Source organism: uncultured Bradyrhizobium sp. (assembly GCF_947648125.1).
Classification (GTDB): domain Bacteria; phylum Pseudomonadota; class Alphaproteobacteria; order Rhizobiales; family Xanthobacteraceae; genus Bradyrhizobium.
This window is the reverse complement of record NZ_CANSMR010000045.1, coordinates 23,683-38,886: the sequence shown is the minus strand read 5'-3', so window position 1 is coordinate 38,886 and position 15,204 is coordinate 23,683. Positions and strand designations below refer to the sequence as shown.

Annotated in this window: 16 protein-coding genes and 1 pseudogene; 9 read left to right on the top strand and 8 right to left on the bottom strand. The window is 65.4% G+C overall.

The features are described from left to right. Both Q0030_RS38500 and Q0030_RS38495 read right to left on the bottom strand, forming a co-directional pair. Positions 1 to 456: pseudogene (locus Q0030_RS38500) on the bottom strand (hypothetical protein); the annotation flags it as partial. Between the two features lie 35 nt (positions 457 to 491). After that, positions 492 to 1,784: an adenylosuccinate synthase gene (locus tag Q0030_RS38495; protein WP_298379712.1), complete on the bottom strand. Its 1,293-nt coding sequence runs from the start codon at positions 1,782 to 1,784 to the stop codon at positions 492 to 494. A 349-nt stretch (positions 1,785 to 2,133) separates the two neighbouring features. On the opposite strand from Q0030_RS38495, the gene ybaK reads away from it, so the two are divergent. Then, complete coding sequence (gene ybaK, locus Q0030_RS38490; protein ID WP_028333475.1) at positions 2,134 to 2,616, top strand: Cys-tRNA(Pro) deacylase; 483 nt, start codon at positions 2,134 to 2,136, stop codon at positions 2,614 to 2,616. 107 nt (positions 2,617 to 2,723) lie between these two features. Here ybaK and Q0030_RS38485 read toward each other — a convergent pair whose 3' ends face one another. Genes Q0030_RS38485 through Q0030_RS38475 form a run of 3 tightly spaced genes read right to left on the bottom strand, consistent with a single transcriptional unit; the run spans position 2,724 to position 4,961 of the window. Further along, positions 2,724 to 2,942 (bottom strand): hypothetical protein, encoded by a 219-nt coding sequence (locus Q0030_RS38485; RefSeq protein WP_097673186.1) that lies wholly within the window; start codon positions 2,940 to 2,942, stop codon positions 2,724 to 2,726. Positions 2,943 to 2,980: 38 nt separating this feature from the next. After that, positions 2,981 to 4,345 (bottom strand): cytochrome P450, encoded by a 1,365-nt coding sequence (locus tag Q0030_RS38480; RefSeq protein WP_298379704.1) that lies wholly within the window; start codon positions 4,343 to 4,345, stop codon positions 2,981 to 2,983. Further along, positions 4,305 to 4,961 (bottom strand): acyl-homoserine-lactone synthase, encoded by a 657-nt coding sequence (locus Q0030_RS38475; protein WP_298379701.1) that lies wholly within the window; start codon positions 4,959 to 4,961, stop codon positions 4,305 to 4,307. Before Q0030_RS38475 ends, Q0030_RS38480 begins: the two co-directional genes overlap by 41 nt. A 79-nt stretch (positions 4,962 to 5,040) precedes the next feature. Here Q0030_RS38475 and Q0030_RS38470 point away from each other — a divergent pair, with 79 nt between their 5' ends. From Q0030_RS38470 to Q0030_RS38450, 5 genes are all read left to right on the top strand, one after another. Further along, positions 5,041 to 5,814 carry a LuxR family transcriptional regulator gene (locus Q0030_RS38470; protein WP_298379698.1) on the top strand — a complete coding sequence of 258 codons (774 nt, stop codon included), beginning with the start codon at positions 5,041 to 5,043 and terminating at the stop codon, positions 5,812 to 5,814. Between the two features lie 420 nt (positions 5,815 to 6,234). Further along, positions 6,235 to 6,621, top strand: coding sequence for a hypothetical protein (locus Q0030_RS38465; RefSeq protein ID WP_298379695.1), 387 nt, complete (start codon positions 6,235 to 6,237; stop codon positions 6,619 to 6,621). Between the two features lie 276 nt (positions 6,622 to 6,897). Next, entirely contained in the window at positions 6,898 to 7,824 is a 927-nt protein-coding gene (locus Q0030_RS38460; RefSeq protein WP_298379692.1) for a DMT family transporter, read from the top strand. Between the two features lie 82 nt (positions 7,825 to 7,906). Next, complete coding sequence (locus tag Q0030_RS38455; RefSeq protein WP_298379689.1) at positions 7,907 to 8,716, top strand: MlaD family protein; 810 nt, start codon at positions 7,907 to 7,909, stop codon at positions 8,714 to 8,716. A gap of 235 nt (positions 8,717 to 8,951) precedes the next feature. Further along, complete coding sequence (locus Q0030_RS38450; protein WP_298379686.1) at positions 8,952 to 10,106, top strand: alpha-hydroxy acid oxidase; 1,155 nt, start codon at positions 8,952 to 8,954, stop codon at positions 10,104 to 10,106. 190 nt (positions 10,107 to 10,296) lie between these two features. Here Q0030_RS38450 and Q0030_RS38445 read toward each other — a convergent pair whose 3' ends face one another. Then, positions 10,297 to 10,701 (bottom strand): hypothetical protein, encoded by a 405-nt coding sequence (locus Q0030_RS38445; protein WP_298379684.1) that lies wholly within the window; start codon positions 10,699 to 10,701, stop codon positions 10,297 to 10,299. Between the two features lie 74 nt (positions 10,702 to 10,775). Here Q0030_RS38445 and Q0030_RS38440 point away from each other — a divergent pair, with 74 nt between their 5' ends. Then, positions 10,776 to 11,393: a TetR/AcrR family transcriptional regulator gene (locus Q0030_RS38440; protein WP_298379683.1), complete on the top strand. Its 618-nt coding sequence runs from the start codon at positions 10,776 to 10,778 to the stop codon at positions 11,391 to 11,393. 126 nt (positions 11,394 to 11,519) lie between these two features. On the opposite strand, the gene Q0030_RS38435 is transcribed toward Q0030_RS38440, so the two are convergent. Next, positions 11,520 to 11,921 (bottom strand): DUF1330 domain-containing protein, encoded by a 402-nt coding sequence (locus tag Q0030_RS38435; RefSeq protein WP_298379680.1) that lies wholly within the window; start codon positions 11,919 to 11,921, stop codon positions 11,520 to 11,522. A 133-nt stretch (positions 11,922 to 12,054) separates the two neighbouring features. Between Q0030_RS38435 and Q0030_RS38430 the strand changes: the two genes are divergently transcribed. After that, the gene (locus tag Q0030_RS38430) at positions 12,055 to 12,900 is read left to right on the top strand and encodes a metal-dependent phosphohydrolase (protein ID WP_298379677.1); all 846 of its coding nucleotides are present in this window, start codon (positions 12,055 to 12,057) and stop codon (positions 12,898 to 12,900) included. Positions 12,901 to 13,216: 316 nt separating this feature from the next. Further along, positions 13,217 to 14,173, top strand: coding sequence for a DMT family transporter (locus Q0030_RS38425; RefSeq protein ID WP_298379674.1), 957 nt, complete (start codon positions 13,217 to 13,219; stop codon positions 14,171 to 14,173). Between the two features lie 14 nt (positions 14,174 to 14,187). Here the strand turns inward: Q0030_RS38425 and Q0030_RS38420 are convergent, their stop codons facing one another. After that, positions 14,188 to 15,144, bottom strand: coding sequence for a LysR family transcriptional regulator (locus Q0030_RS38420; RefSeq protein ID WP_298379671.1), 957 nt, complete (start codon positions 15,142 to 15,144; stop codon positions 14,188 to 14,190). Between the last annotated feature and the right edge of the window lie 60 nt (positions 15,145 to 15,204).

Here is a 15,204-nt window from a genome sequence, read left to right as displayed (position 1 = left end):
CTGGTTTTTTTTTATATGAGACTGGGTATCCGGGCCGGCAGGGGCCTGCGGGTTCTGCGGCCGCGGCGGGGCCGGCGGCGGCGCATCGGGGCGCAAATTGCGCGGCGGGCGCGGTTCGGCCGGTGGCCGCGGGCGCGCGGCATTATCGGTGGAATTGGCCTCGGGCGGCCGCGGATTGGCGCGGCGCAGCGGATCGCTGCTGCGGGCCGCCCCGCCGCCCGGGCGCGAGGCCTCCCGGGCGCGCTGCGCGGCCTCGGACTCGACCTTGCGCACCGCCTCTTCCAGCGACAGCCGCTCGCGGGTGATCTCGGACTCGGAGAGCGGCGGCTGCACGCCGCGGAGTTGCTGGATCAACGCCGTCCGCGCCCGCGCATACAGCGCGCGGCGGGCTTCGCCGGGAGCGTTGGGGTCCAGTCCGGCGATGGCACGGGCGATCAGCGGGTAGTAGTCAGCCATTTCCACACAATTGGTGGGACATAGGTAATATCCCGTTAAGCCTCGAACGGATTCTGTACCAGAATAGTATCTTCACGTTCCGGGCTAGTGGAAAGCAGGGTGACCGGACACCCCACCAGTTCCTCGACCCGGCGGACATACTTGATGGCCTGGGCCGGCAGGTCCGCCCAGGATCGCGCATTGGCGGTCGGCTGCTTCCAGCCCTCGATGATCTCATAGATCGGCTCAATGCGGGCCTGCGCGCCCTCACCCGCCGGCAGATGGTCGATCTCCTTGCCGTCGAGCTTGTAGCCGATGCAGACCTTGATGCTGTCGAACCCGTCGAGAATATCGAGCTTGGTCAGCGCCAGCCCGGCAATTCCGCAGGTCCGGACGGTCTGCCGCACCAGCATGGCGTCGAACCAGCCGACCCGGCGCTTGCGCCCGGTGTTGACGCCGAATTCCTTGCCGCGGCGGCCGATTTCCTCGCCGATCTCGTCATTCAGCTCGGTCGGGAACGGACCCTGGCCGACCCGGGTGGTGTAGGCCTTGCAGATGCCGAGCACATAGCCGACCGCACCCGGACCCATGCCGGTGCCGGTCGCGGCCTGCGCCGCCACCGTGTTGGACGACGTCACATAGGGATAGGTGCCGTGGTCGACGTCGAGCAGCGCGCCCTGCGCGCCCTCGAACAGAATGCGCTTGCCCTCGCGGCGCTTGAGGTCGAGCAGCCGCCACACCGTCTCGGCATAGGGCAGAAGCTTCGGCGCCAGCGCCGTCAGCTCGGCCAGGATACCCTTGCCGTCGATCTCCTCCAGATTGTTGCCGCGGCGCAGCGCATTGTGGTGCGCCAGCAGGCGTTCGATCTTGTGCGGCAGCGTATCGAGATCGGCGAGATCCATCAGGCGGATGGCGCGACGACCGACCTTGTCCTCATAGGCCGGGCCGATGCCGCGGCGCGTGGTGCCGATCGAGGTGACGGCATTGGAGGATTCGCGCAGCGAGTCGAGCTCGCGATGCAGCGGCAGGATCAGCGTGACGTTCTCGGCGATCCGCAGATTGTCCGGTCCGACCGCAACGCCCTGCCCCTTCAGCTTGGCGACCTCGTCGAGGAAGGCCTGCGGATCGAACACCACGCCATTGCCGATCACCGCGAGCTTGTTCGGCCGCAGCACGCCAGAGGGCAGCAGCGCCAGCTTGTAGGTCTCGCCATTGATCACGAGCGTATGGCCGGCATTGTGGCCGCCCTGGAAGCGCACGACGATGTCGGCCTGTTCCGACAGCCAGTCGACGATCTTGCCCTTCCCCTCGTCACCCCACTGGGCGCCGACGACGACAACATTGGCCATTGCGAAGATGTTCCCTTCAGGTGTTTCAGAGACCATGATCGCGGCGAAAACGCGTTCGCCCACAGCGACCATGCATGATATGCCCAGCCCAAATCGCGGCGCCCGGCCGCGCGCACGCAAGGCGCCTACCGGATAACGGAAGCGGGTCGGCTGCGCAAGCAAGAAGGGGGTCGTTTACGCCTTTTAGACGAGCGACAAGCCTTTGATATCCCCTGAAAATTCCATGCCGCGCCCGGCCGGGCCGGGCTGGCGGGAATTTAATGTTGGGGTGGTCTGACGCTGACCGTACGGCCGATTGATCGCCGGGCCCATTGCGGCGATCATTCGGCCGTATCAACCGGCCCGGACCATGCCCAATTCGACACAAGCGACGATGGCGCTGCGCAAGCTAGGCATTGCCTTCAAGCTCCACACCTATGTCTACGATTCCAGCGCCGAGAGCATCGGGCTGCAGGCGGCGGAGGCGCTCGGCGTCGACCCGAACCGCATGCTCAAGACGCTGATGGCGGAGGTCGACGGCAAGCCGGTCTGCGCCGTGGTGCCGTCCGACTGCGAGGTCAGCATGAAGAAGCTCGCCGCAGCCCTCGGCGGCAAGTCGGCCAGGATGATGCGCCCGGCCGATGCCGAGCGGCTGACCGGCTACCATGTCGGCGGCATCAGCCCGTTCGGCCAGAAAAAGAAGGTGCCGACCGCGATCGACGAGACCGCGCTCACCCATGTCACCGTGTTCGTCAATGGCGGCCAGCGCGGCCTGCAGATCGAGATCGATCCGAACGACGCCGCGCTCGCCGCCGGCGCCACGATGAAGGCGCTGGTGGCGACGCAGGACTAGAGCAGCTTCGGTTCTGATAGAATCAGAACCGAAGCTCTAGTTTGTTGTGTTGATGCGTTTTCTTCACGCGAACCGGTGCCCGCTTCGCACGAAAACACTCTGCGCGATTAGTGCGATGACTTGTCCCTGGTGAACTCCGCGCCAACGTAGTCGGACAGGCCGGACAATTCCTCCGCCGAAATATCGTTGACGTTGAGCCTGAGCTGCATGATCGCGAGGTCGAGCAGATGTGCGGCGAAGGTCGCGCCGGCCGCCGTCACGATGCTGCGTTGCTCGATCAACACCGCGATGACGTCGCGCAAGCTGCGCATTTGCACTTGATCCATGGCCCTTTGCCCGATGCTGGCCGTCGTGATGTGTGTTGTCATTGGGATACCGATTGTAATGTGCTGATGGACGCCGCGCTGGCGGATGGAATGTAGGGCAGCCGCTCGGCTTCCTCGCCGAGATGAAGGATGCGCGATGGCATCTCGCGGACTTCGATGTCGATCGTCATCGGCGGCGGAATCAGCGTCACCGAGGCTTTCGGCCAGGGCGCCGGATTCGGGCTGACGGCGGTGAAGCGATAGGCGGCTGCGATCTCGAGCGCGAGCAATTGCAACTCGAGCATCGCAACCCCCATCCCGACGCAGGCGCGCGGGCCGGCACCGAACGGAATGTAGGCGTCGGTGTTGTAGCGCCGCGTCATCAGGAAGCGGTCGGGATCGGGGAATTGCCTGGGATCGCGCTGCAATTGCCAGGGACAGATCAATAGCGAGGTGCCGACCTTGAGGTCGCGCCCGCCGATCGTCACCGGCTGCATCACCTCGCGCGAGAACCACCAGGCGCTGGGATAGAGCCGGCAAACCTCCTTGACAAACGTCGTACTCAGATTGGCGTGCTTCACCGCGTCAAGCCGCAGCTCGCCGTCGTCGCCGATGCACTCTGCTGCCTCGTCGGCAATGTCGTCCATCAGGGCGGGATCGGCGGCCATCTGGTAGAACATCCACGCTGCCGTCGAACCCGTGGTGTGGTGGCCGGCCAGCAGCAGTGTCAGGATCTCGTCCTCGAGATCGCGATCGCTCAGGCCGAGCGCCTCGAGATCCCGCAGCGCGCTGCTCGAGCCCGCCTTGCGGCGCAGGCGTTGCACCACCGTCGACATGGCAAGCTTGGCGCAGACCCGGTTCTGCCGGCGCCGGTACCAAGCCACCGGACCGAACGGCAACGCGCGGAACATCTCCTCGGCCAGATCGTCCTCGATCACGCCGACGGCCTGAACCAGCGCTTCCTCGTCGCCCGACGACATCACCTGTGAGCCGAAGATCGCGACGCAGATGGTCCGCAACGCCAGCATCGCGGTGACATGGTGCGGATCGAACGATCCGAGCCGCGCCAGGCTGGCGCCGACCGCACGGATCTCGGCGCACATATGCGGCAGGAATTTCTCGACGCTGCCCTTGGCCATGTGCTTCTGCAGCACCGTCCGCCGCCGCTTGTGCTCCTCGCCGCTCAGCATCAGCGAGCTGCGGCCGAGCACCGGCGTCAGCTTCTTGATCAGTTTGCCCTTTCCGATGTCGGTCTCCGGCGCCTTGAGGATCGGGCGCAGCAGATCGGGATCGTTCACCAGAAACACAGGCGCAGGACCGAGCCGCAGGGGCACGAGCCCCAACTCGGCCTCGTTGCCGCGCGTCAGCAACAGACGCAGCGGGTCACGCTGGAATGCTCGAACGTCCGAGAACATGTGTGGCATCGTGAATCTCCAATTGCCGTCCAAGGTCGAGGAATTTGGTCAGGCCGGGATTGTCGGCGAGACCCAGCGGGATTTCTCCGGCGAGCGCCGTCAGCGGGCGGCCCATGCGATCATTTCCGATCACCTGCGGCGGGCCGTAGCGGCGGGTGCGGATCTCCATGCGGGTGAGAAAACGTTCGTAGGAAAGGTCGGCGAGCGCCACGAGCGCCGCCGCCCCGCGCAGCTCGGCGAAGCGGAACATCAGCGCGTAGTTCACGCGTGCCGTCCGCGACCTCGCGCCGCACGGCAGCACGCCGAAACGGCTGATTTCCCAGGCGTCACGGCGGCTCGGAAAGCGGCGCACCGCAAGCTGCGGGAACACCGACTTGGTCAGATAGGGATAGTCGGTGCGGATCGCACGGAAGCCGCCAACCAGCTCGACGCCTGAGAACAACAGGCAGTGCTCGGTGTACCAGCAGTCGAACTGATCGCGTTCGACGTCGCCGGTCGTGCTCAGAAGCCAGCCGCAATGGTCGACGAACAGGCGCTTGCGCAGCCGCAACATCGCCCCGACATGCGTCGGATCAAGCTCTTCGCGAGTGATGAGTGCATGATATCCGTCCAATGAATGCGGCATTATCCTTTCCTCCAAATGCGGAACATCTGGAACGAAAGGGGTTAACTGTGGTACCCCCGGAAACCGGGGGTTTTAGTCAATGGGCCTGGTAGACGCGATTTCGACCATCGAGGCGTCGGATACCATCGACGAGCTCAGCTCGTCATTGCACCGTATTGTCCAAAACTATGGCTTCTCGGGCTTCGCCTTTGTCGATGCCGGCCGGCCCGACCTTGATCTGCCCTACCATGTCGGCACCTATCCCGACGCCTGGAAGCGGGCGTATGTGCAGAACGAGTTCGTCCATGCCGATCCAGCGTTGGCGCGATCGCGACGCACCAACACGCCATTCAGCTGGAGCAGCCTGAAGCTGCCGGAGCGAAGCGGACACAAGCGGGCGCCCGAGGTCAAGACGATGGATGCCGCCCGGGAGTTCGGCTTCGAGGACGGCTTCGTGGTGCCGTTCCACTATCGCGACCGGCTCGGCGCCGTGCATTCGAGCTCGACGGTGTTCTTCTGGGAAGACGAACGGCGCGACTTCGACAAGCTGTTCATCTGCCATCGCCATGAACTGCATCTGTTGATGATCTACTGGGTGCAACGGGCGATGGACATCGTCAACCGCGACCAGCGCAACGCGCCGACCATCCTGAAGCCCGCCGACGCCGCCGAGACCATCAAGCTCACGGGTCGGGAGAAGGAAGTGATCGCCTGGGCGGCGCGCGGCAAGACCGTGGCCGACACCGCGCAGATCCTCGGTATTTCGCCGGAGACGGTTGAAGGCTTCATCAAGCAGGCGCTGCGCAAGCTCGAGGCCTCCAACAAGACGCACGGGGTGGCGAAGAGCATCGCGCTCGGGATCATCGACCTGTGAGCGGCGCCGCGCAGCCGTCGCGGCGCTCCGAGGGCTGCTTCCGTGCGCGCTGCTTCCGTGCGCCCGGTATCGCCGCGCTCGGCGGCAACGCCGCGAACTGTGGCAAGGTCACACACCCGGGTTGGGTTCGCCTCGACGATCACCCCCAGATTGCATTCGGATACGATCTTGATAATAAGGCTGCGGCCTGATGACAGGGATTTCAGACCATGGGTGCGTATTGCAGTGCCCGCCCGGCGCGACCGCCGAGCCGTCGTGAAAGCACGGATCGTCCCGCACGTCGCCCGGTGCGCCGGGACCGATTGCCGGTCCGGCTGATCCGTAGAAGTCCCGTCACGACGAACCACTGTTCCATTTGCTACCAATCATCGTCGCGGACATGCTGTCGACGGACGTAGCTGGAGATCGCCCAGGCGCACCATGAGCACATCGCAGGACGACCAGATCGATCAACTGGTGCAGGCGCGCTGGCGCGAAATCGGGCTGTCGCAGGCAGATCTCGCCGAGATCCTCTGCGCTGGCGCCTCCCTGCACAAGAACGGCGTGGACGGCACCGTCAAAATCGAGACCGGCCGCCTGGCGACCGTTGCCGAGATGCTCGGGATCGCCGCCGACATGCTCAATCGCCGGCCCGCCACCACCGCGCAGACACAGGGCGGCCAGTCGTCGGAATCGCTGCAATCCCTGCTCGAGCTGCGCATGCTGCGGGTGTTCCGCGACGTCAAGGACCCCGACACCAAGCGGATCCTGATCGAGCTCGCCGAGCAGATCGTCAAGCGCCAGACCACGCCGCCGGAGACCGGCTAGAGGCTGATCCCTCGCTGCAAACGCTGGAGCGTTTGCGCGGAGATCGTGCTCAAACAAGACGCTCGTGCCGATCGGCGTGTGCTGCCTGCGGACCGGACCGGCCTGGCAGAGCGCCATCGCACCTTCCGTAAGGGGCCTTCGCGCATGGTCGCGATGCGTCGATCCCCATTGATCGAATGGCGGAATCCGTGTCTGTGACGGGGCGCCGGGGAGATCCATACCGGCCCGGCGACGCCAGCTGGGCGGCCCGCGGCGCCGTGAACCCGGGCCTTTTTCATGTCTGCCACCGATTCCACCACAGCGCCTGCGTCCGGCTCCTGGATCGCCAACCAGCCATATCTGCTGCTGTGCATCACCGCGATGTGCTGGGCCGGCAATGCCATCGTCGGCCGGCTCGCCGCGGGCCACATTCCGCCGGTGACGCTGTCGTTCCTGCGCTGGTTCGTGGCGTTCCTGATCATCCTGCCGTTTGCCTGGAAGCACCTCGCCCGCGACTGGCCTGCGATCCGCAAGAATCTCGGCATCATGATGCTGCTGTCGATGACTGGCATCAGCGCCTTCAACACGCTGCAATACTGGGCGCTCGAGCACACCCAGGCGCTCAACACGCTGCTGCTGCAATCCTCCGTGCCGCTGATGGTTGCGCTGTGGTCGCTGATCCTGCTCGGCGCGCGGCTGACGCTGGCGCAGCTCTGCGGCGTCCTGCTGTCGCTCGCCGGCGTGCTGGTGATCCTGCTGCACGGCGACCTCACGACGCTGTCGAAGATCGAGTTCAACAAGGGCGACCTGATCTTCATCGCCGCGCTGGTGATCTTCGCGCTGTACTCGGTGCTGACCCTGAAGCGGCCCAGGATCCACGGGCTGTCGGTCGCGGCTTTCACCTTCGGCTGCGGCGCGCTGTTCCTGATCCCATTCCTGATCTGGGAACTCGGCACGCGTCCGGTGATGCAGCTCACGACCAGCAATCTGCTGTCGCTGTTCTATGTCGCAGTCTTCCCCTCGACGGTGGCCTATCTGTGCTTCAACCGCGGTGTGCAGCTGATTGGCGCCAACCGCGCCGCGCCGTTCTTCCACATGGTTCCGGTGTTCGGCACCGTCATGTCGATCGTGTTCATCGGCGAGCATCCGCAGGCCTTCCATTTCATCGGCTTCGCGCTGGTGCTGGCCGGCGTCTTCGCGGCGTCGCGGAGGCAGTCGGCCTGAACTCGCCCGCCGGAGGCGCGGTGACTATCGGCGGCAAATCCGCTATCTCTTGACGTCTGCTTCGCGGACAGGTCCCAAACGCATGGCGCGCGCCAGCAATCTCGTGATCGGCACCCTGACGCTGGCCCTGATCGCCGGCTCGCTCGGCGGCTGGCTGGGCTATCAGCGCTATGCCGGCATCAAGCGGATGGTGCCCTTCCGGGTCGTGTTCGAGGGCTCGGCCTCCGGCCTGCGCCGCGGCGGCAGCGTCAACTTCGCCGGCGTGCGGATCGGCGAGGTCGTCTCGATCAGGCTCGACCGTCACCGCGTGGTTGCGATGACGCGGATCGAGGGCAACGCCCCGATCAAGAAGGACACCCAGGTCGGCCTCGAATTCCAGGGCCTCACCGGGATCGCCGCGATCTCCTTCACCGGCGGCACCGACGACGCCCCGCCGCCGCCGCTCGGCGCCGACGGCATTCCCGAACTGACCGCCGACCCCGAAGGCACCATGGGCATCCAGGAGAAGCTGCGGGTCGCGCTGCGCAATGTCGATCGTGTCATCACCGAGAACGAGGCCGACATCAAGGACTCGCTGCTCGGGCTCGAGAACTTCACCAACTCGCTGTCCGGCAATGGCGAGCTGATCGCGGGCTTCATCGATGCCGCCGAGGACGGCGTCAATGCGGTCGACGCCAAGTTGACGTCCGCCGACAAGTTCCTGAAGAGCTTCGGCAGCGACAAATACGGCGGCGAGCTGCTGCCGACCGTGATCTCGCTCCGCGAGCTGATCCAGAGTTTTGACAAGAAATCCGGCACCATGATCGCCGAGACCCGCAGGACGCTCAGCGACGTCAGCCAGTCCGTCAACCAGTTCAACGAGAAAATTGTCGGGCGCGGCGGCAGGCGCTAAAGCGCAATGAGATTGGGTTGAATCATCATTGCGCTTTAGCTCTTCGTTTGAGCATGATCTCCGCGCAAACGCGTTCCGCGTTTGTCGCGAGGGAAAACCGCTTCACACTTTTCCGGATCATGCTCTAACCTGCAGCCCCAACCAAGAACCAAGAACAACGGAAACGCCGAACGTGCACGACCGAACCGCAACGCCCTCCCCGCCTCCCGCAACCGTCAACCGCGCGGCGAGCGCCGTGCCCCGGCATTTGCGGCGCTATCTCACGCTCGACGATTTCGAGCCGCAGGCGCGGCGGCTGTTGCCGAAATTTCTCTACGGCTACATCTCCGGCGGCGCCGAGACCGACGCGGCGCGGTCAGACAATCGCCGGGCCTTCGACGAATACGGCTTCGTGCCGCGCGTGCTGAAGGACGTCTCCGGCCGCGACCAGACCACGACGCTGTTCGGCAAGAGCTACGCCTCGCCGTTCGGGATCCCGCCGATGGGCTCGTCCGCGCTGTGCGCCTATCGCGGCGACATCGTGCTGGCGCGCGCCGCGGCCGCGGCCAATGTCCCGATGATCCTCTCGGCCTCCTCGCTGATCACGCTGGAGGACGTCCGCGCCGCCAACCAGCAGGCCTGGTACCAGGCCTATCTCGCCGGCCTCCCCGAGCGCATCGAGCCGCTGGTCGATCGCGTCGCGGCGGCCGGCTACGACACCTTCGTCGTCACCGCCGACGTGCCGGTGCCGCCCAACCGCGAGAACAACATCCGCAACGGCTTCCAGGTGCCGCTCGAGATCACGCCGCGGGTGTTTTGGGACACCATCACCCATCCGGACTGGCTGCTGAACACCTGGGCGCGCACCGTGTTCAATCACGGCATGCCGCATTTCGAGAACATGGACGCCAAGCGAGGCCCGCCGGTGTTGGCCAAGAATTTGATGCGCAACATCGGCAGCCGCGACCAGCTTGCCTGGAAGCATGTCGAACTGATCCGCAAGCGCTGGCGCGGCAAGCTCGTGGTCAAGGGGCTGATCTCGCCGGAGGACGCGCGGCTGGCGCGCGAGCATGGCTGCGACGGCGTGATGGTTTCCAACCATGGCGGCCGCCAGCTCGACTACACCGTCTCGGGCTTGCGCACGCTGCCGGAGATCGCGGCGCTGAAGGGCAGCATGACCGTGATGATGGACGGCGGCATCCGCCGCGGCACCGACGTGATCAAGGCGCTCGCACTCGGTGCAGACTTCGTCTGGATCGGACGTCCGTTCCTCTATGGCGCCGTGGTCGCGGGCGAAGCCGGCGTTGCGCGCGCGATCTCGCTGCTGCACGCCGAGATCGACCGCGACCTCGCGCTGCTCGGCATCCGCAGCATCAAAGAGATCACCCCGGACCTGGTGCGGAAGTTCTGAGACGATTGCATCCGCAACGGGACTGCGGTCCCCTCTCCCGCTTGCGGGGGAGGGTTAGGGTGGGGGTATCTCTGCTTGCGAGAGAGTCGTTGTGTGGCGAGAGCCCCCACCCGCTGCGCCCTTCGGGCACAGCGACCTAAGAGCGAGCTTCGCTCGTCTCGACCCCGCAAGCGGGAGAGGTAAGAAATCATCAGGCGTAGCGCGCCGCGCCCATGCAGAGTGCGGTGATCGCGAGCAGTCCGGCTGCGATGCGCTGGGCGACCGCAAGCCGCGAACGTGCAGCTGATGCATCGGCTGCACCACTGCGCAGCTGCCGGACCGCGCCGCCGCCGACGATGATCTGCACCGCAATGGCCGCGAGCGCGGCGAGCGCGCCGCCCGCCAGGATCTGCTCCGACAGCGCGAACGAACCTTCATGGACTAGGCGCCACAGCGTGGCGCCGGTGACGATCGCAACCGTCGCGGCGCCGATTTGCGGAGCCAACAGCTTTTCGCCACCCAGGCCGCCGGTGCGCGCCAAAGTGAAGCTGGAGCCGGCCCAAAACACCGATGACAGGACGTGAAGGGACAGGGCTATGATGAGGGCGGTCTGCATGATGTCGCTCCAATGGGCATTGGAAATTAGATATACATAATGTATAGTCAATCCGACGAAAGCAAGGCAAGCCGATGCCGCCGCGCAGCTATGTGAGCCCGGCGCGCAGCGCCGCTGCCGCCGAGACCCGCGAGCGCGTGATCGAGGCCGCCTCGCGCACGCTGCGCGAAGGCGAGAGCATTGCGCGCTTCTCGCTGGATACGGTGGCGAAGGCCGCCGGCGTGACGCGGCTGACGGTCTATAACCAGTTCGGCTCGCGGCGCGGGCTGCTCGAAGCCGTATTCGACGAGATCGCACGCCATGGCGGGCTGCATCAGCTCGCCGACGCCATGGCGATGGCCGATCCGCGCGCCGCGCTCGACCGCATGGTCGAGATCTTCTGCGGCTTCTGGAGCCGCGATTCCGCGGTCGGCCGCCTGCACGACGCGATGGCGACCGATCCCGAATTCGCCGAAGCCGTGCGCGAGCGCAACGAACGCCGCCGCCGCGGCGTCACCGCATTGATCGACCGCATCGCGGGCAAGGGCGTGTCGCCGCTGGCCCGCAAGGATGCCGTCGACCTGGTCTTCGCGCTGACGAGCTATCCGACCTTCGCCTCGCTGAGCGCCGGGCGGTCGAGGGATGAGGTCTGCCGACTGGTGCAGAGGGCCTGCCACGCGGCGCTTGCTAATCTGTCAGACCCGTCATCCTGAGGGTCGCTGACCGTCAACCGTCATTGCGAGGAGCGATAGCGACGAAGCAATCCATCGTTCCACATACGCGGTGCAATGGATTGCTTCGCTCCGCTCGCAATGACGGATGGAAGCACGATTCGTCGGCTACCCAACCCTAAACTTGCTGTAGGCCTCGCGCGTCGCGATGATGACGTGCTCCTCGCAGCCGTTGCGGCGATGCGGGTCGCAGCGGGTCTCGTAATCGGCCGAGGTCATCATGTCGAGGAAATCAGCGACGCTCGGGTAATAGACCAGCGCGAGGTAATCCCAGCGCTGGCCGGCCGGCTCACCCAGCGCGACCGTCTCGGCGCTGCCGGTCCAGAGCAGCGTGCCGCCGCGCGCCTTGATCATGGGGACGGTGAGCGCGCTGTAGCGCAGATAGGCATCCCAGCCCGAGCCGTCGCCATCGAGCGACCGCTGGCGAAATCGCATCAGATTGACCATCACGACCGGAGCCTCTTGATCCAGCTCGCTCAAGCCTTTGACGTTCAAGAGATCGACACCCATCCACCAGCTCCTCCCCAAAGTCGCATCAGTCCGGGCCGGGTCGGTCCGGCCGCAACGATTATGTCACATCGCGGGACTACCCTGAAATGCTGGCAGGCCGTAAGCTCACCGCCCAATCTCGGAGGTCAGTGCCGTGATGACCCTTCCCGAACTTGCGGCCGACGCGCTCGGCAAATTCCTCGGCGAATACATGCAGCGCCGGTTCGGCAGCTCACAGACCCAGTTGGTCGAGATGGTGCCCTCGATCGCGCGGATCGCGATCGAATGTATCGGCAACAGCGACGCGCTCTATCACAATGTCGAGCACACCATGCTTGTGACCCTGGCCGGCCACGCCATCCTGCGCGGCCGCGCGCTGCACTCGCACATGAGCGCCGAGGACTACGCGCATGTCATCGTCGCCTGCCTCACCCATGACATCGGCTATGTACGCGGGCTGTTCGATGCCGACGACCAGGACGGCTATCTGGTCGCCGCCGACGGCCGCAAGGTGATCCTGCCGCGCGGCTCGTCGGATGCGGCGCTGATGTCCTATCACGTCGACCGCTCCAAGATCTTCGTGATGGAGCGGCTCAAGGGCGTCGCCCTCCTCGATAAGGAGCGCATCGCGCGCGCCATCGAGGGCACCCGCTTTCCGCAAAGTGCGCCGGATGGCAATGAGGAGTTCGGCGAGGAGGCCATCCTGCTGCGGGCCGCGGACCTGATCGGCCAGCTCGGCGATCCCCATTACATCCGCAAGGCCAACGCGCTGTACCTCGAATTCGAGGAGGCCGGACTGAACCGCCAGCTCGGCTACGATTCGCCGGCCGATCTCGTCGACCTCTATCCGCGCTTCTACTGGGACAGCGTCGCGCCGCATGTGCAGAAAGCGATCCGCCACCTCAACATCACCTCCAGCGGACGGCAATGGATCGCCAATCTCTACGGCAACGTGTTTCGCGCCGAGCGCGACATCTCGCTATCGGGGCCGCAGAAGTAGACGGGGAACGCGCAGGCCGCACGCACGAACTATCGTCGTCACCCTGAGAGGATGTGAGGCTATATCCTCGTCCACCGCTGTCATCGCCCGGCTTGACCGGGCGATCCAGTACGCCGCGACCTCTCGGCTCAAGCACCGCGGTCTCTGGGATACTGGATCACCCGCATGCGCGCGGGTGATGACACTGAGCAAGCTGAGCAATCACCCCGTCACCCTGAGGAGCGCGGTACGTGACGTCGAGTTCGGCCACGCATGGCTCCAATCCGCTCTTTCGTCTTGTGGCGGCGACGGATTCGGGCACAACATCCGCCAGATAATGACCGCCTTGCCCGCACCTGCCACAACCCCGCGCTATCAGCCGCTGCACTGGCTCAACAACCAGCCTTATCTGCTGCTCAGCCTGACGTCGCTGTTCTGGGCTGCCAATATCGTGCTGGCTCGGCATGTCGGCAGCCATGTGCCGCCGGTCACGCTGACCACGATCCGCTGGTTCGGCGTGTTCCTGATCCTGTTGCCGTTCGCCTGGCCGCATCTCAAGGAGGACTGGCCGAAGCTGCGCAGGGCGCTGCCGCTGATGCTGCTGTTGTCCGCGGTCGGCTTCGCGTTCAACAACGCGATCTCCTACTGGGCGATGCAATTTACCGAGGCGTTGAACGCGCTGCTGATCCAGTCGGCGGGGCCGCTGTTCGTGGCGCTGTGGTCGCTGATCCTGTTCGGCGTCCGGCTAACCCCGGCGCAGCTTGCCGGCATCGCGATCTCGCTGGCCGGCGTGCTGACCATCATCCTGCGCGGCGACTTCTCGGCGCTCGCCAGCATCAGCTTCAACCGCGGTGACATCATGTTCGGCGCCTCGCTGGTGTCTTTCGGACTGTACTCGGCGCTGATCCCGCGGCGGCCGAAAATCCATCAGCTCTCGCTGATCTCCTTCACCACCTGCTGCGGAGCGCTGATGCTGTTGCCGGTGGCTATCTGGGAATTCGCCAACGGCGTGACGCTGAAGCTCGACGTTCTGACTTTCGCAACGCTGGGCTACACGCTGATCTTCCCGTCCACGCTCGCCTATCTGTTCTTCAACCGCGGCGTCGCATTGATCGGCCCGAATCGCGCGGCGCCGTTCTTCCATCTGGTGCCGGTGTTCGGCTCGGCGATGGCGATCCTGCTGCTCGGCGAGACGCTCGCGCCGTTCCATCTGATCGGCTACGCGCTGGTGCTCGCCGGCGTCATCATCGCCTCACGGCAAGGGTCCGCGAAGGGCTCGGCGAAGCCTAGCTGACGCCGAGGACATGGCTAGCCCACCTTGCGCAAGCCGGCGGATTTGCGTGGCGAACGGGGCTTTGCCGCCAGCGTTTCCGTGATGAAGTCGATAAACCGCCTCACCTTGGCCGGCACGTGGTTACGCGAGGCGTAATAGACGTAGAGCGGAAAACGCTCGTCGGGCCAGTCCGGAAACAGCTCGATCAGCGCGCCGCTCCGCAGATGATCGTCGAGGCCGAGATCGATCACCTGCGCGATGCCGAAGCCGGCCAGGCAAGCGCCGAGCTTGGTTCCTGAATCGGTCACGGTGAGCCGCCCGTTGACCGCGACCGGCACGACCTCGCCGCCGCGCCAAAACTCCCAATCGAAGGGACGTCCCGTGGCCGCGTCGATTGCCTGGATGCACTGATGGTCGCGGCTCGCCAGCTCCCGCGGATCAAGCGGCCGGCCGTGTCGTTCGAGATAGATCGGCGAGGCTACGGTGAGCACGCGCGCATCGAGTACGCGGCGCGCAATCAGCGCCGACGGCGACGGCTCGCCGAAGCGCACCGCCAGATCAAAACCGTCGCTGACCAGATCCGCGATCCGGTCGCGGGTCTCGATACGCAGCTCCATGCCCGGATTCTGCAGCAGGAACTCGCTCAGCTTCGGCGACAGCACCATGCGGGAGAACAGCGGGTCGACATTGACCCGCAGCCTGCCGCGGACCGCATCGCGCGATTTCGAGGTCTCCGCCGCCGCCTCGCCGATCCCGGCCAGATGCGCCGCAACCCGCTCGACCAGCGCGCGTCCTTCCTCGGTGAGCTCGACGGCGCGGCTCGTGCGGTGAACCAACCTGGCATCGAGGCGCGCCTCGAGCTTGGCGATCGCCTTGCTGACCCCGGATTGCGTCATGCCGAGCCGTTCGGCGGCCCGGCCAAAACTGCGCGCATCCGCCAGCGCCGCGAGGACCACCAGGCCGCCAACCAGCCGACCGTCAACTTCGTCCATGCCGATGCCTCTCAGTCATCCAAGAGATGACCGCCCAGTCGTAGCACTCCGCCACCATAT

What these genes read in the sequence shown, in the direction of transcription:
- Q0030_RS38495 (WP_298379712.1), bottom strand. Translation starts at nt 1,784, where the DNA reads ATGGCCAATGTTGTCGTCGTCGGCGCCCAGTGGGGTGACGAGGGGAAG.
- ybaK (WP_028333475.1), top strand. Translation starts at nt 2,134, where the DNA reads ATGCCCAATTCGACACAAGCGACGATGGCGCTGCGCAAGCTAGGCATT.
- Q0030_RS38485 (WP_097673186.1), bottom strand. Translation starts at nt 2,942, where the DNA reads ATGGATCAAGTGCAAATGCGCAGCTTGCGCGACGTCATCGCGGTGTTG.
- Q0030_RS38480 (WP_298379704.1), bottom strand. Translation starts at nt 4,345, where the DNA reads ATGCCACACATGTTCTCGGACGTTCGAGCATTCCAGCGTGACCCGCTG.
- Q0030_RS38475 (WP_298379701.1), bottom strand. Translation starts at nt 4,961, where the DNA reads ATGCCGCATTCATTGGACGGATATCATGCACTCATCACTCGCGAAGAG.
- Q0030_RS38470 (WP_298379698.1), top strand. Translation starts at nt 5,041, where the DNA reads ATGGGCCTGGTAGACGCGATTTCGACCATCGAGGCGTCGGATACCATC.
- Q0030_RS38465 (WP_298379695.1), top strand. Translation starts at nt 6,235, where the DNA reads ATGAGCACATCGCAGGACGACCAGATCGATCAACTGGTGCAGGCGCGC.
- Q0030_RS38460 (WP_298379692.1), top strand. Translation starts at nt 6,898, where the DNA reads ATGTCTGCCACCGATTCCACCACAGCGCCTGCGTCCGGCTCCTGGATC.
- Q0030_RS38455 (WP_298379689.1), top strand. Translation starts at nt 7,907, where the DNA reads ATGGCGCGCGCCAGCAATCTCGTGATCGGCACCCTGACGCTGGCCCTG.
- Q0030_RS38445 (WP_298379684.1), bottom strand. Translation starts at nt 10,701, where the DNA reads ATGCAGACCGCCCTCATCATAGCCCTGTCCCTTCACGTCCTGTCATCG.
- Q0030_RS38440 (WP_298379683.1), top strand. Translation starts at nt 10,776, where the DNA reads ATGCCGCCGCGCAGCTATGTGAGCCCGGCGCGCAGCGCCGCTGCCGCC.
- Q0030_RS38435 (WP_298379680.1), bottom strand. Translation starts at nt 11,921, where the DNA reads ATGGGTGTCGATCTCTTGAACGTCAAAGGCTTGAGCGAGCTGGATCAA.
- Q0030_RS38425 (WP_298379674.1), top strand. Translation starts at nt 13,217, where the DNA reads ATGACCGCCTTGCCCGCACCTGCCACAACCCCGCGCTATCAGCCGCTG.
- Q0030_RS38420 (WP_298379671.1), bottom strand. Translation starts at nt 15,144, where the DNA reads ATGGACGAAGTTGACGGTCGGCTGGTTGGCGGCCTGGTGGTCCTCGCG.